The organism is Pararhizobium sp. A13, from assembly GCF_040126305.1.
In the GTDB taxonomy this organism is placed as follows: Bacteria; Pseudomonadota; Alphaproteobacteria; order Rhizobiales; family Rhizobiaceae; genus Pararhizobium.
The window spans coordinates 1305361-1319366 of record NZ_CP149510.1 but is presented as its reverse complement, the minus strand read 5'-3'; the positions used below and the strand labels follow the sequence as shown (position 1 = coordinate 1319366).

Sequence of the window (14006 nt, the reverse complement as noted above, 5' to 3'; positions counted from 1 at the left end):
ATGATCACCAAGACCAACCGCATCTCCTTCCAGGGCGACTATGGCGCCAACTCCGACATGGCCTGCCGCGACATGTTCCCGGACATGGAGCCACTGCCCTGCCAGACCTTCGAGGACGCGTTCCTGGCCGTCGAGAACGGCGAGGCCGATCTTGCCATGATCCCGATCGAAAACACCATCGCCGGCCGCGTCGCTGACATCCATCACCTGCTGCCCGAATCACGGCTGCACATCATCGGCGAATATTTCATGCCGATCCGCTTCCAGCTGATGGTGCTGCCGGGCGTGTCGCGCGACGAGATCCGAACCGTGCACAGCCACATTCATGCGCTCGGCCAGTGCCGCATGATCGTCCGCGCCAATGGCTGGAAGCCGGTGGTGGCCGGCGATACAGCGGGCGCTGCCAAGCTGGTGGCGGAAAAAGGCGACCGGTCGATGGCCGCCCTTGCGCCGCGGCTCGCCGCCGATCTCTACAAGCTCGAGATTATCGCGGAAAACGTAGAGGACACGGAAAACAACGTCACGCGATTCGTCGTCCTCTCGCGCGACGCAAAGGAGATCAAGCGGCAATCGGAAAAGGACGTCATCGTCACCACCTTCGTCTTCAACGTCCGCAACATTCCGGCCTCGCTCTACAAGGCGCTCGGTGGCTTTGCCACCAATGGCATCAACATGACGAAGCTCGAGAGCTACCAGCTCGGCGGCAAGTTCATCGCCACGCAATTCTATGCCGATATCGAAGGCCATCCGGACGATCCGCATGTGCGCCAGGCTCTGGATGAGCTGCGGTATTTTTCCGAGAAGGTCCGCATCCTCGGCTCCTACGCCGCCCACCCCATGCGGCTCGTCCTGTAGGAACGCTTCGACCGGATTTAAAGGGCCAAAACTGAGGGCTATCCTTTGTGGCCGGAAGATGGTTATTTTGCGGAGGACCCTCAGTGGTTTGTTTGACGCAGAATGCTCGTATTGCTTCGACGATGCGCCATCATCATGTCCGACAACAATTCATGCGCCTGCCGGCCTTCCCTGCGGCGTGCGCCACAAAGGTTAGCTCATGACAGTCAAGACACTCCTCCTCGGCTCGGCGGCTGCATTGATGGCCATAACGGGCGCCCGCGCAGCGGACGCGATCGTCGCTGCGGAACCCGAGCCCATGGAATATGTGCGGGTATGCGACGCCTTCGGAGCAGGCTATTTCTTTATCCCGGGCACCGAGACCTGCCTGAAGATCAGCGGCTATGTGCGATCCGAATCGAGCTTCGGCGACGACCCCTATAGCGGTGAGGATCTTGGCTGGGCAGGGTTTGCGCGCGGAACCATCAGGCTCGATGCCCGTAACGATACGGAATACGGCACACTGCGTTCGTTCATCGAACTGCGCAGCCAGGCGTCCGCCGACAGCGGCTCCACCTACATCAACAGCGCGTATATCGACCTTGCCGGCTTCCGCGCCGGCTATGACGATTCGCGCTTCGATACCTGGCTGGATTCGGCCGGTAACATTATCAACGACGATGTCATCGACTATACCGGTGATCGCACCAACCAGGTGAGCTATGTCTATGACGCCGGAAACGGCTTTTCCGCCCTGATCGGGCTGGAGGAAGGCGCCGGCGACTACGATACAGGCTTTGCTCCTGTCCCGACTGCTTCGTACAGCGGCGGTGACGCGCCACATGTCATCGGCGGCGTGAAATATGAACAGGACTGGGGCGGCATCGCCGCCGTCGGCGGTTATGACACCTACGCCGATGCCTTCGGCGGCAAGGTGCGTGTCGACGTCAAGTTCAACGATACGTTCTCGGTCTTCCTGATGGGCGGCTATCAGTCGGATTGGGACAACGACAAAGGTCCGGGCGGTAGCCGTCAGCTGAACTACTATGGCCCCTGGTATGGCGACTGGGCGGCCTGGGGCGGCTTCTCCGCCACGCTGAACGACAAGGCATCCCTCAACGGCCAGCTTGCCTATGAGGAGGATGGAACCCTGGCGGCGGCGTTGAACGTCGAATACGCGGTGGTTCCCGGCCTTATGGTGCAGCCGGAACTCAACTACACCGATTTCGGCGGCGAGCGCGGCAGCGGCGAGGCCTTCGGCGGCATCCTGCGCGTTCAGCGCAATTTCTGAGGCGGAAGCGGCCTAAGCGAGAAAACACATCGGCGTCCGCCTCCTGGCCCGCGCCGATTTTCATTTATCGCGGCCAATCCAGCCAGTCGCGCATCAGCTGGTGAGCGATGGCACCCTTCGGCGGCGGGCCGAGTTCGCCGGCGGCCAGCGTCACGCCGGTATTGCGTGCCAGCATCGCGGCCGTTTCCTCACGGGTGAACCAGCGGCAATCCTCCAGTTCGTGCTCGTCACGGTGGATGTCGCGGGACTGGGCCTCGGCGTAGCAGCCGATCATCAGCGTGTGTGGCATCGGCCAGGGCTGCGAGGCATGGTAGCGGACGCGGCCGGCGCGGATGCCGGATTCCTCGTGGGTTTCGCGCCGCACGGCATTCTCAATGGTTTCGCCCGGCTCGACGAAGCCTGCCAGGCAGGAATACATGCCTTCCGGAAAATGCGGGCTGCGGCCGAGCAGGCAGAGGTCGCGCTCGACATCGATGGTCAGCATGATGACTACCGGGTCGGTGCGTGGGAAAACCATGTGGCCGCAGGCGGTGCAAACGCGGCGGTAACCGCCGGCCTTGCCTTCCATCGCCGAGCCGCATTTTCCGCAGAACCGGTTCGCCGCATTCCATGTGATCAGGCTTGACGCCTGCGCGAACTGGCCGAGCAACTCGTCTGGCAGCATCTGCTGGCGATAAAGCGTGCGGCCATCGGCAAGCTTGAAGGGTTCGGGAAGCGTTTCCTCGGTCAACCCGACCGGAACCGCCAGCCGCGGCTCGCCGTTGGCCAGGAAGCCGAGCAGGATCGCATCGTCGAGCACGGGCTCGAGGCCCGCGAGCTCATAGGGCGCAAACAGCGGATCGATGATCTTCTCGTCGTGCTTGACGACCAGCTTGCCGCCGGAAAAAGCGAAGACATGCGCGCCCTCCTTGCGGAAGGCGACTTCGACGCAATCGTCCGGTCGATGTTCGGATTGCCGGTCCAGATGATTCTCGGCGAAGGCAACGAGCGTGCTCGGCTCGGGGTGCGGGCTGTGCAGTTCGAAGATCGATTTCGTCATGATCAAAGATTTTCCAGTATCCGTGCTGCGAATGCCTTGCGCTCGGTATCGTCCCAGGCGTCGGCTGTCCCGAAACCCCAGACCGGCCCCGGCCAATTGGCATCACCTTCGCTGCGGGCGATGACATGGACGTGAAGCTGGCGGACGATATTGCCAAGCGCGCCAACATTGATCTTCGTCGCCCCCGTTGCCTTTTTCAATGCCGAAGCGACCATGTTCGTCTCGAAAGTCAACATCGCCTGGTCGAGCGGCGTCAGGTCGAAGATTTCCGTCACGCCGTCGCGCTGCGGAATGAGCACCAGCCAGGGCCAGCGGCGGTCGTTGTTGATGCGAAGCTGGCAAAGACCGAGTGTGGCGATGAGCAATCCATCGCGTTCAAGGCGTTCATCGATATCGAAGGCAGGCAAGCGGATCTCCCTGAACGGTGATTTTTCTTTTGTTTGCACAACGATAGCAGTTTTTTGAAGGCGTGGCTTGCTTTTGGTTTCGATATTGCCGATATGAGAGCCGGGAGGTTGGTGGTGGACGAGCCACTCGCCAACCGGGTCAGGTCCGGAAGGAAGCAGCCCCAACGAGCCACGGCACGGGTCATCGTGCCAGCCTCCCACCCTTTTTCTTCCGTCCTGTCTGGACAGACTTGTAGCCAAGCGGCAGGGGCGATGAGCGAAGTTACGTTGATCCCGACATCTGAAAAACCCGCCGCCTACCGGGTTCTTGCGCGCAAATACCGGCCGAAGGATTTCTCCGACCTGATGGTCGGCCAGGAACCGATGGTGCGCACCCTCACCAACGCGTTCGAGACCGGCCGCATCGCCCAGGCCTATATGCTGACCGGCGTACGCGGCGTCGGCAAGACGACCACGGCCCGTATCCTGGCCCGCGCGTTGAACTACAAGACGCCGGAAATCGACAAGCCCACCATCGACCTGCGCACCCCCGGCGAACATTGCCAGGCGATCATGGAAGGCCGCCATGTCGACGTGATCGAGATGGACGCCGCCTCCCATACCGGCATCGACGATATCCGCGAGATCATCGAGCAGGTGCGCTATCGCCCGGTTTCGGCGCGCTACAAGGTCTACATCATCGACGAAGTGCACATGCTCTCGACCCAGGCCTTCAACGGCCTGTTGAAGACGCTCGAAGAGCCGCCGGAGCACGTGAAGTTCATTTTCGCGACGACCGAGATCCGCAAGGTTCCGATCACCGTGCTGTCGCGCTGCCAGCGCTTCGACCTGCGCCGCATCGGCGCGTCGGATCTCGTCGGCCTGTTCACCACCATTCTCGGTAAGGAAGGCATTTCGGCCGATCCGGATGCGCTGGCGATGATCGCCCGCGCGGCGGAAGGCTCCGCACGTGACGGCCTGTCGCTGCTCGACCAGGCGATCGCCCATGGCGGCGGCGTGGTCGAGGTCGAGGCCGTGCGCTCGATGCTCGGCCTTGCCGACCGCGCCCGCATCGTCGACCTGTTCCAGCATATCGTCAAAGGCGATGTCGCAGCCGCGCTCGAGGAGTTCAACGGACAATACGAGGCCGGCGCCAGCCCATCCGTGGTGCTGACCGACCTTGCCGACTTCACCCATCTCGTCACCCGCCTGAAATATGTGCCGGATGCCGCCAACGACCAGTCGCTAAGCGAGATCGAGCGCACCCGCGGCGCCGAATTCTCGTCCGGCATCGCCGTGACGACGCTGTCGCGCATCTGGCAGATGCTCCTGAAGGGCATTCCGGAAACGGAAAGCTCGTCGCGTCCGGCCGGTGCCGCCGAAATGGTGTTGATCCGTCTCGCTCACGCTGCCCACTTGCCCTCGCCGGAAGATGCGGCGCGTCGACTGCTCGAACTTTCCGGCGGCGACGCGCAGCGGCAGCCTTCCGCGCCGAACGGCGGCAATGGCGGTGGCGCGCCAGCCCCCGTTGCGAGCACCTCGATGCAGGCCCGCGGCAGCGATATGCCGCCGGCGCAGCGCACGACCGGAAATGGCGCGACCATGCTGCGCGCCGTGCCGAACGCAGCACCGCAGCCGGACATGCCGGTTGGCAAGACGGAAGAAAAGCCAACCGAAGCCCCTGAGGCGAAAGCTGAACCGAAGGCCGCCGTCAAATCGGCGAGCGACATTGCCGAACTCTGCGCCGCCAACCGCGATATCAGGCTGAAGACGCTGGTCCGCAATTTCGTCCGTCTCGTCAATCTGGAGCCGGGGCGGCTGGAGATCAACCTGCCGGACGATGCGCCGAAGACGCTGGTTGCCGAGCTTCAGAAAAAACTGGAGGATTGGACGGGCATCCGCTGGATGGTGATCCTCAGCCGCGAGCCCGGCCAACCGACACTTGTGGAGGCCGAAGCGGCCACCAAGGAGCGCCAATTCAACGACGCCCGGCAGGACCCGGACGTCGCGGCCATCATCGCACGGTTTCCCGGCGCAAAGATCGCCGACGTGCGGATAAAGGGGCCGGAACCGGAGGAAGAGCCGCAGGCCGTGGCCGCCGCCGAATCCTCAGAAGGCGATATCCTTCCCGGCGACGATATCGAGCACTAAGTCTACAAGATTACCACGCGACAAGAAGAGGACATGGCGATGCGCGACATCATGGGCATGATGGGCAAGGTCAAGGAAATGCAGGCCAAGATGGAGAAGATGCAGGAAGAGATTTCTGCGCTTGAAGTCGACGGCTCTTCCGGCGGCGGTCTGGTCACCGTTCGCATGGACGGCAAGGGTAACCTGAAAGGCATCAAGATCGACCCGTCGCTGTTCAAGGAAGACGATGTCGAGATTCTCGAAGACCTGATCGTCGCCGCCCACAAGGACGGCAAGGACAAGGCCGAAGCGATCACCGCCGAAAAGACCCGCGCGCTTACCGCCGGCCTGCCGATCCCGCCCGGCATGAAACTGCCTTTTTAGGCCGCGAAGCGACACAGACGAGTGACGGCCAGGCAAAAGCCGATGGCAGGACGGCAGACGCTCAGGCGCTGGTGAGCTTGGCACGAAGCTTGTAGTGGATCGGCGCTGCGAGATAGCGGTCGCGATCCTTGTCGGAGAGATTCCTGGCGAAAGTTTCAAGCATTTCCGGCATCAGGACCGGCGGCCCCGAATAGGCGTGATAGGTGACGGCATCGCCGGCCTGAACCACTCCATCCTTGAGCACGCGGCAGTAGAAACCCGGCCGTCCCGCCTTGGCGAAGCGCTTTGCGAAAGCGGGGTCTTCCATCCGCGCGGCAAGCGTGGCGCAGGGAATGCGGGCGGAGGTGACTTCGAGCTCGATCGTATCGGTCATGAACCGGTCGCCGACGGAAATCCTGCGGCTGTCGGCGCCTTCGATCACCAGATTTTCGCCGAAAATGCCGGGTTCCAGATTGCGCCCGAGTTCCTTCGACCACCAGTCGAGGTCGATCGAGCCGAGGGCATAGACCGCCTGATCGACACCGCCATGGTGTTTGCGGTTGCAGATCCTGTCGCCGATCAGGCCTTCGCGGTCGATCAACACGGCCGCCTCGACCGGATGTTTGAAGATGCCGGTCCGGTAGGATTTTCCGCGCAGGATTTCGGCGCTGCCGGTGCAGACGGCCAGGATTTTCATGGGCGATACTCTCGTTTTAAGCGATTCCGTTCCCCCGAGATATGGAGTAGAACCGCCGCATGGCAAAGCGAGTCACCGGCCCCGAAATCGAAAAACTCATTCAGCTTTTGGCGAAGGTGCCCGGGCTCGGGCCGCGCTCGGCCCGGCGCGCAGCACTTCATCTCGTCAAGAAGAAGGACCAGCTGCTCGGCCCGCTCGCCGACGCGATGGGCGACGCCTACGCCAAGGTCCGGATCTGCTCGTGCTGCGGCAATGTCGATACCAGCGATCCCTGCAGCGTCTGCACCGACGACCGGCGCGACAATTCCGTGATCATCGTCGTCGAGGACGTCTCCGACCTCTGGGCGCTGGAGCGGGCAGGCGCGATGAACACCGCCTATCACGTGCTCGGCGGCACGCTCTCGCCGCTCGACGGCGTCGGACCCGACGACCTCAACATCAAGGGTCTGATCGAGCGCGTCTCGAAGGGCGGCGTACGTGAACTGATCATCGCGGTGAATGCCACCGTCGAGGGCCAGACGACGGCGCATTACATCACCGACCAGCTCGACGGCCTCGGCGTCAAGATCACGCGGCTGGCCCACGGCGTGCCCGTCGGCGGCGAGCTGGATTACCTGGACGAAGGCACGCTGACGGCGGCATTGCGGGCGAGGACGGTGATTTGACGAATTCCCCTTTCGCCCTCATTACCGGCCTTGTGCCGGTAGTCCAGCAGCACCGCGTCTGCGGTGCGCAAGAGTCCCTTGCGCCATGGACATGGCGCGGCTGGATCCCCGCCACAGGGGCGAGGATGAGGGAGTGTGGGGATGCGCCGCGTCGCACACCGCTACTGAATACCATGTTGGAAATACTAAAGACCCCGCCCTCGCTGAGAAGCCGGCAAGGGAAAAGAACAATCTCCCCCCTTGAGGGGGACATGTCGGCAAAGCCGACAGAGGGGGGTAAGGCGCGGCATACTCTGGCGGTGATGATCGCGACAATTGTATCGCTGATGCCGCTCCCCGCCCTCGCCGCCTCGAAAGCCGAGACCGAAGCGCAGTTCCGCCAGTGGCTGCAGACCGACCTCTGGCCGGAAGCGCAGAAGGCCGGCATTTCGGAAAAATCCTTCAACGCCGCCTTTGCCGGCGTGACGCTCAACTGGGACCTGCCGGATCTCGTGCCGCCGGGCACCAAGCCGCCGAGCGAGCAGAAGCAGAGCCAGGCGGAATTCTCGGCACCCAGCGCCTATTTCTCCGAACAGCGCCTGCAGGGGCTGGCCGCAACCGGCCGCAGCCTTGCCGAGACCCATGCCGCAACGCTCAAGCGGATCGAGAAGACCTATGGCGTGCCGGGTCCGGTCGTGCTCGCCATCTGGGGCCGCGAATCCGGTTTCGGCCGTGCGAAGATCCCGCATCCGATCATGGACGTGCTGGCGACCAAGGCCTTCATGTCGACGCGCGGCGATCTCTTCCGCCGCGAACTGATCGCCGCCCTGCATATTCTCGACAGCGGCGACGTGCGCGAGGCGGAGATGAAGGGCTCCTGGGCGGGCGCCATGGGCCAGCCGCAGTTCCTGCCGACCAGCTTTTTGAAATATGCCGTCGATTTCGACGGCGACGGTCGCCGCGACATCTGGAATTCGGTGCCGGACGTGCTCGGCTCGATCGCCCACTACATGGCTGAAAAGGGCTGGCAGCGCGGCCGCGACTGGGGCTTCGAGGTCAGCATTCCCACCAAGGTCTCCTGCGCCCAGGAGGGGCCGGACCTTGCCAAGCCGATCTCGCAATGGGCCTCGGCCGGCATCGAACGTGTGTCCGGCAAGGCCTTTCCGTCGGATGAAGCCAAGGCCAGCGGCATGATGCTGGTGCCGGCCGGCCGCCACGGGCCGGAATTCATCGTCACGCCGAATTTCTATGTGATCAAGGAATACAACAACTCCGACCTCTACGCCCTGTTCATCGGCAATCTCGCCGACCGGATTTCATCGGGCGGCGGCGCCTTCAAGGGCCTGTTCGGCGACGTCGGCAAGATGCTGCGCTCGGACGTCTTGAAGATGCAGAAGAACCTGCAGGCGCAGGGCTATGATATCGGCAAGGCCGACGGTCTCGCCGGCTACAAGACCCGCCGCTCTCTGGGCGACTGGCAGGCGAAAAATGGCCTGGCACCGACGTGCTTTCCGGATGCGGGGCTGAAGGCCAAGCTACGCTAACGCGCGTCGCGTCAAAACGAATACGTGCGACGCGACGCGCGTTAGGCCTTGTTTCCATGCATGTCGTTGTCCCAAAACCGCGTCACACTTTTGGGCGACACGCATTAGGCCGAAGCGGCGGCAGCATGCGTCAATGCATGTCCATCTGCTGCTTGTAGCGCTCGTAGTCATAGGGAAGAATGGTCTGGCGTTCGATCATCCGGTGTACGCGCGGCGGGGTCTCGCCGCGATGCAGTTCCAAGAGCCGGTCGCCGATCTCTGCGTCGGCCTGCGTCCGGCGCTGGTTGTGGCGGACATACTCCACCCAGGTCGGGACGTGATAGGTCTCGGTCCACACTGTCGGGTTTTCCAGATCGCGCATCAGGCCCCATTGCCCGGCGCCATCGCGGATGCGGATGCGGCGGCGTTCGGCCATGGCGGTCAGGAAGTCCGGCACGTCGTCGTCGGCGATGTCGTAGTCGATCATCACCACGATCGGGCCGCTGCGCGGCTTGAGATCGAGTTTCAAGAGCGGCTCGGAGAAGCGGTTGAGCGGATCGAGATTGAGCGACTGGAATTCCGGCAGCGGCAATCTGAGGCCGATGGCAGCGCCGACGACCATCAGCAGCGCCGAAGCGATCAGCGCGTTGGCCGGGCCATAGGTCTCGGCCGCCTGACCCCACATCCAGCTGCCCGCCGCAATCCCGCCGAAGGTGGTGGTCTGATAAAGCGACAAGGCCCGGCCGACGACCCAACGCGGGGTCGAGAGCTGTACCGTCGTGTTGAACAACGACAAGGCCAGCACCCAGCCGGCGCCCGAGAGGAGAAGCGCAAGGCTTGTCAGCCAGCCATAGGAGCTGGACGCGGTGATGAGAGCGCTGACGGCGAAACCGGCAAACGCGATGCGCACGATCCACTCGCTCGACAGATGCTCCCGCAGCCGGGCGCTGAGCAGCGCCCCGCCGATTGCGCCGAGGCCGAAGGCGCCGAGCATGATGCCGTAGGTGAGCGGCCCGCCGGCAACGAGATCGCGGGCGACCAGCGGCAGCAGCGCAAGGATGGCGCTGGCGGAGAGGCCGAAGACGAAGCCGCGGAACAGCACCTTGCCGATATTGGGGGACATGGCGACATAGCGCAAGCCGGCGGAAATCGCCCGGCCCATCGATTCGCGCGGCAGCGTCGACAGCGTCACTTCGCGGCGCCAGCGGATGAGCGCGAAGAGAAGCGCGAAATAGCTCAGCGTATTGGCAGCGAAGGCCGCGGCCGCGCCGGCCGCCGCGACGATGGCGCCGCCGATCGCGGGGCCGACGGAGCGGGTGATGTTGAAGCCCATGCTGTTGAGGGCCACGGCGGCCGGCAGCACGTCGCGCGGCACCATATCGCCGACGGAAGCCTGCCAGGACGGATTGTTGAGCGCCGTGCCGCAGCCGATCAGGAACGTGAAGAGCAGGAGCAGCCACGGTGTGACAAGGCCGAAATAGGTGCAGACCGTCAGAAGCGCCGAGACGGCCAGCATGAAACACTGGGCGATCAGCATGATCCGGCGCCGGTCGAAATTGTCGGCAAGCGCGCCGGAGACGAGCGAAAACAGCATGATCGGCAGCGAGGTCGAGGCCTGCACCAGCGCCACCATGTTCACCGAATCCGAGATCGACGTCATCATCCAGGCGGCGCCGACGGCCTGGACGAGGCCACCGAAATTGGAAGCGAGGCTCGCCACCCAGATGACGCGGAAAGTGTCGTGCCTGAACGGCGCCAATGGCGATAGTCGATGCGGCAAGCGCTGTCCCCCCACCCTAGTCTTGTTCTGGAGTCTTTGTGACGCCCAATCTAAGCCAGAACATTTGCCGGGCAAGCAAAAGCACAACCGCCGGCAGGATTTTGCCACTTGAGCTTTGCTACAGCGGTTTTGCCGGCGTAGGCTCGGCATATCTTGCATTTGCGGATGATCGAGCGTATATGACGCTCAAATTCTTGATCGGTTGATGAAGAGTGGGCCCGTCAGGACCCGCTCTTTTTTATTAGCCGATGGTTTGGGAGAGCATCGTTTGTCCGACACGACAGCGACAGAAAACACGCAGGAACCGCGGCTGATCACCGAAACCGGAATCGACCGCCGCATCGCCGACATCATTGAGCCAGTGCTCGTTCCGATGGGATACCAGCTGGTGCGGGTTCGCCTGACCTCGCAGAACGGCGCGACGCTGCAGATCATGGCCGAGCGGACCGACGGCACGATGACGGTCCAGGATTGCGAAGCCATCTCGACGGCGATTTCTCCGGTTCTCGATGTGGAAGATCCGGTCGACAAGGCGTATCATCTGGAAGTGTCGTCGCCCGGCATCGACCGGCCGATGGTGCGCAAGTCGGATTTCAGCCGCTGGGCCGGCCATCTGATCAAGTGCGAGACCTCGATCCTGGTCGACAATCGCAAGCGTTTTCGGGGCAAGATCGTTGCGGCCGATGATGAGGGTTTCACCATCGAGCGCGACCAGCCGGCCTATGGCGAAGAGCCGCGGGTTACCATCCCGTTCACGGCGCTGGCAGAAGGCCGGCTGATCCTGACGGACGACCTGATCCGCGATGCGCTGGCGGCGGACAAGAAGGCCAAGGCGGCCCAAGCTGCACATGGGATGGCGGCGAACGAAAACTTCGAAGACGAAGATTCGCCGATCGAATGAGTTTATGGCGCGGGCCGCTTCAGGATGAAGCCCCGGCAATCAGACGGAGACTTGAAAATGGCAGTGAGTGCTAACCGGCTCGAACTTCTGCAGATCGCGGATGCCGTCGCGCGCGAAAAGGTGATCGACCGCGAAATCGTTCTGGCCGCCATGGCCGACGCGATCCAGAAGGCGGCACGCTCGCGCTATGGTTCGGAGAGCAACATCCGCGCCGACATCAATTCCAAGACCGGTGAAATCCGCCTTCAGCGCCTGCTCGAAGTGGTCGAGGCTGCGGAGGACTATTCCACGCAGATCCCGCTCGAACTGGCGCGTGACCGCAACCCGGACGCCAAGCTCGGCGACTTCATCGCCGATCCGCTGCCGCCGATGGATTTCGGCCGTATCGCCGCCCAGTCCGCCAAGCAGGTCATCGTCCAGAAGGTGCGCGAAGCCGAGCGTGACCGCCAGTTCGACGAATTCAAGGATCGCATCGGCGAAATCGTCAACGGCACGGTCAAGCGCGTCGAATATGGCAACGTCATCGTCGACCTCGGCCGTGGCGAAGGCATCATCCGCCGTGACGAAATGATCCCGCGCGAGAACATGCGCTATGGCGATCGCGTCCGCTCTTACGTATATGATGTCCGTCGCGAACAGCGCGGCCCGCAGATCTTCCTGTCGCGTACGCATCCGCAGTTCATGGTGAAGCTGTTCACCATGGAAGTTCCGGAAATCTACGACGGCATCATCCAGATCCGCTCGGTTGCCCGTGACCCCGGCTCGCGCGCCAAGATCGCCGTGATCTCGAACGATAGTTCGATCGATCCGGTCGGCGCATGCGTCGGTATGCGCGGTTCGCGCGTCCAGGCCGTCGTCGCCGAATTGCAGGGCGAAAAGATCGACATCATTCCGTGGAGCCAGGATCCGGCGTCGTTCATCGTCAACGCGCTGCAGCCGGCCGAAGTGGCCAAGGTCGTTCTTGACGAGGACGCAGAGCGCATCGAAGTCGTGGTTCCGGACGAACAGCTGTCGCTCGCCATCGGCCGCCGCGGCCAGAACGTTCGCCTCGCGTCGCAGCTGACCGGCTGGGACATCGACATCATGACGGAAGCGGAAGAATCCGAGCGCCGTCAGAAGGAATTCAACGAGCGGACCAACCTGTTCATGGAAGCGCTCGACGTCGACGAAATGGTCGGCCAGGTTCTGGCTTCGGAAGGCTTCGCCGCCGTCGAGGAACTGGCCTATGTGGAGCTCGACGAAATCGCCTCGATCGACGGTTTCGATGAGGACACCGCAAACGAACTGCAGACCCGCGCCCGCGAATATCTCGAGCGCCTGGAAGCGGAAATGGACGCCAAGCGCAAGGAACTCGGCGTTTCCGACGAACTGCGCTCGATCGACGGCATGACCGGCCAGATGCTGGTGGCGCTCGGCGAAGACGGCATCAAGACGATGGAAGACTTTGCAGGCTGCGCCGCCGACGACCTCGTCGGCTGGTCCGAGCGCAAGGACGGCGAGACGAAGAAGTTCGAGGGCCTGTTCTCCAAGCTTGAAGTCTCGCGTATCGAAGCCGAGCGTATGGTCCTGCAGGCGCGTCTCGCTGCCGGCTGGATCACCGAAGAGGACCTGGCACGCGAAGAAGAAGCGCTCGAAGTCGTGGAAGGCGCGGAACAGGACGCCTGACCGGGCGTCGCTGATCGTGATCCGGGCCGCTGATGCTGCTTGAAGACAAGGACCTCGCCGGGGACATCGAAGGTGAAGCAGTGAACGGCCGCATGTGCATCGTGACACGGCAGAGCGGAACGCCGGAAACGCTGATCCGCTTTGTCGCTGGCCCCGATGGCCGAGTAGTGCCCGACCTGAAGAAACAGCTGCCGGGCCGCGGCTGCTGGGTCAGCGCCGAACGGGCCGTGCTTGAAAAGGCAATCGCCAGGAAGCTGTTTGCCCGCGGCCTGAAGAAGGCCGATGTGACGGCCGGGCCGGAGCTCGCCGACGAGGTGGACCGGCTGTTGTCGATGCAGCTGGCCGGCATGATGAACATGGCGCGCAAGGCGGGCCAGTTTATCAGCGGCGCCTCGAAGGTGGAGCAGGCGGTGCGCGGCATGGCGGCGCTCGCCACATTCCACGCGGTCGATGCGGCCGCCGACGGCGTGCGCAAGATCGACCAGGCGCGCAAGGCGATGAGCTTTGTCGCCGATGACGGACAGGAAATACCCTCCTTCCGCTTCTTCACCGAGGCGGAAATGGGAGGGCTTTTGGGCCAGAATGCTTTTATCCATGCTTGCGCGCTTGCAGGGCAGGCGGGTGAGGGTGTAGTGAAGCGCGCAAACATGCTCGAAAGGTACCGGGGAACCGTCCCGGTCCGAGCCGTCGGCGCCGACACTGGCTTGCCGACACAATGACGCGGGTCACCGGCGAAGGCCGGCCAAACTGCGA

The 14006-nt window shown here is 63.1% G+C and carries 13 protein-coding genes and 1 other RNA gene; 10 read left to right on the top strand and 4 right to left on the bottom strand.

The window, feature by feature from the left end; all coding sequences use genetic code 11:
• Entirely contained in the window at positions 1-855 is an 855-nt protein-coding gene (locus WI754_RS06325; protein ID WP_037125977.1) for a prephenate dehydratase, read from the top strand.
• A gap of 199 nt (positions 856-1054) precedes the next feature.
• Positions 1055-2125 carry a porin gene (locus WI754_RS06320; protein ID WP_349436832.1) on the top strand — a complete coding sequence of 357 codons (1071 nt, stop codon included), beginning with the start codon at positions 1055-1057 and terminating at the stop codon, positions 2123-2125.
• 64 nt (positions 2126-2189) lie between these two features.
• Here the strand turns inward: WI754_RS06320 and nudC are convergent, their stop codons facing one another.
• Together nudC and WI754_RS06310 are read right to left on the bottom strand one after the other, a co-directional pair.
• A complete protein-coding gene (nudC, locus tag WI754_RS06315; protein ID WP_349436831.1) occupies positions 2190-3164 on the bottom strand; it encodes an NAD(+) diphosphatase in 975 nt (324 codons plus the stop codon).
• Between the two features lie 2 nt (positions 3165-3166).
• A complete protein-coding gene (locus WI754_RS06310; RefSeq protein ID WP_349436830.1) occupies positions 3167-3571 on the bottom strand; it encodes an HIT family protein in 405 nt (134 codons plus the stop codon).
• A 103-nt stretch (positions 3572-3674) separates the two neighbouring features.
• Between WI754_RS06310 and ffs the strand changes: the two genes are divergently transcribed.
• The 3 genes from ffs (at position 3675) to WI754_RS06295 (ending at position 6064) form a co-directional block, all read left to right on the top strand.
• An RNA gene (gene ffs, locus WI754_RS06305) (signal recognition particle sRNA small type) lies at positions 3675-3772 on the top strand.
• Positions 3773-3823: 51 nt separating this feature from the next.
• Positions 3824-5701 (top strand): DNA polymerase III subunit gamma/tau, encoded by a 1878-nt coding sequence (locus WI754_RS06300; RefSeq protein WP_349436829.1) that lies wholly within the window; start codon positions 3824-3826, stop codon positions 5699-5701.
• Between the two features lie 39 nt (positions 5702-5740).
• Complete coding sequence (locus tag WI754_RS06295; RefSeq protein WP_026202966.1) at positions 5741-6064, top strand: YbaB/EbfC family nucleoid-associated protein; 324 nt, start codon at positions 5741-5743, stop codon at positions 6062-6064.
• Between the two features lie 61 nt (positions 6065-6125).
• On the opposite strand, the gene WI754_RS06290 is transcribed toward WI754_RS06295, so the two are convergent.
• On the bottom strand, positions 6126-6740 hold the full coding sequence (locus WI754_RS06290) for an MOSC domain-containing protein (protein ID WP_349436828.1): 615 nt from the start codon (positions 6738-6740) through the stop codon (positions 6126-6128).
• Positions 6741-6799: 59 nt separating this feature from the next.
• Between WI754_RS06290 and recR the strand changes: the two genes are divergently transcribed.
• Positions 6800-7405 carry a recombination mediator RecR gene (gene recR / locus WI754_RS06285; protein WP_112858514.1) on the top strand — a complete coding sequence of 202 codons (606 nt, stop codon included), beginning with the start codon at positions 6800-6802 and terminating at the stop codon, positions 7403-7405.
• 302 nt (positions 7406-7707) lie between these two features.
• Positions 7708-8928 (top strand): lytic murein transglycosylase, encoded by a 1221-nt coding sequence (locus WI754_RS06280; RefSeq protein ID WP_349437741.1) that lies wholly within the window; start codon positions 7708-7710, stop codon positions 8926-8928.
• 130 nt (positions 8929-9058) lie between these two features.
• On the opposite strand, the gene WI754_RS06275 is transcribed toward WI754_RS06280, so the two are convergent.
• A complete protein-coding gene (locus WI754_RS06275; RefSeq protein ID WP_349436827.1) occupies positions 9059-10687 on the bottom strand; it encodes an MFS transporter in 1629 nt (542 codons plus the stop codon).
• 268 nt (positions 10688-10955) lie between these two features.
• On the opposite strand from WI754_RS06275, the gene rimP reads away from it, so the two are divergent.
• From rimP to WI754_RS06260, 3 genes are read left to right on the top strand one after another with little or no spacing between them, the layout of a single operon-like run.
• The gene (rimP, locus tag WI754_RS06270; RefSeq protein WP_037125823.1) at positions 10956-11588 is read left to right on the top strand and encodes a ribosome maturation factor RimP; all 633 of its coding nucleotides are present in this window, start codon (positions 10956-10958) and stop codon (positions 11586-11588) included.
• Positions 11589-11645: 57 nt separating this feature from the next.
• Positions 11646-13253 carry a transcription termination factor NusA gene (nusA, locus tag WI754_RS06265; protein WP_349436826.1) on the top strand — a complete coding sequence of 536 codons (1608 nt, stop codon included), beginning with the start codon at positions 11646-11648 and terminating at the stop codon, positions 13251-13253.
• A 32-nt stretch (positions 13254-13285) separates the two neighbouring features.
• Entirely contained in the window at positions 13286-13972 is a 687-nt protein-coding gene (locus tag WI754_RS06260; RefSeq protein WP_349436825.1) for an RNA-binding protein, read from the top strand.
• Positions 13973-14006: the final 34 nt, after the last annotated feature.

Excerpts from the sequence above, each read along its gene's own strand:
- WI754_RS06300 (WP_349436829.1), top strand. The coding sequence starts at position 3,824 with ATGAGCGAAGTTACGTTGATCCCGACATCTGAAAAACCCGCCGCCTAC.
- WI754_RS06260 (WP_349436825.1), top strand. The coding sequence starts at position 13,286 with ATGCTGCTTGAAGACAAGGACCTCGCCGGGGACATCGAAGGTGAAGCA.
- WI754_RS06290 (WP_349436828.1), bottom strand. The coding sequence starts at position 6,740 with ATGAAAATCCTGGCCGTCTGCACCGGCAGCGCCGAAATCCTGCGCGGA.
- nudC (WP_349436831.1), bottom strand. The coding sequence starts at position 3,164 with ATGACGAAATCGATCTTCGAACTGCACAGCCCGCACCCCGAGCCGAGC.
- WI754_RS06320 (WP_349436832.1), top strand. The coding sequence starts at position 1,055 with ATGACAGTCAAGACACTCCTCCTCGGCTCGGCGGCTGCATTGATGGCC.
- nusA (WP_349436826.1), top strand. The coding sequence starts at position 11,646 with ATGGCAGTGAGTGCTAACCGGCTCGAACTTCTGCAGATCGCGGATGCC.
- WI754_RS06325 (WP_037125977.1), top strand. The coding sequence starts at position 1 with ATGATCACCAAGACCAACCGCATCTCCTTCCAGGGCGACTATGGCGCC.
- WI754_RS06280 (WP_349437741.1), top strand. The coding sequence starts at position 7,708 with ATGATCGCGACAATTGTATCGCTGATGCCGCTCCCCGCCCTCGCCGCC.
- WI754_RS06295 (WP_026202966.1), top strand. The coding sequence starts at position 5,741 with ATGCGCGACATCATGGGCATGATGGGCAAGGTCAAGGAAATGCAGGCC.
- recR (WP_112858514.1), top strand. The coding sequence starts at position 6,800 with ATGGCAAAGCGAGTCACCGGCCCCGAAATCGAAAAACTCATTCAGCTT.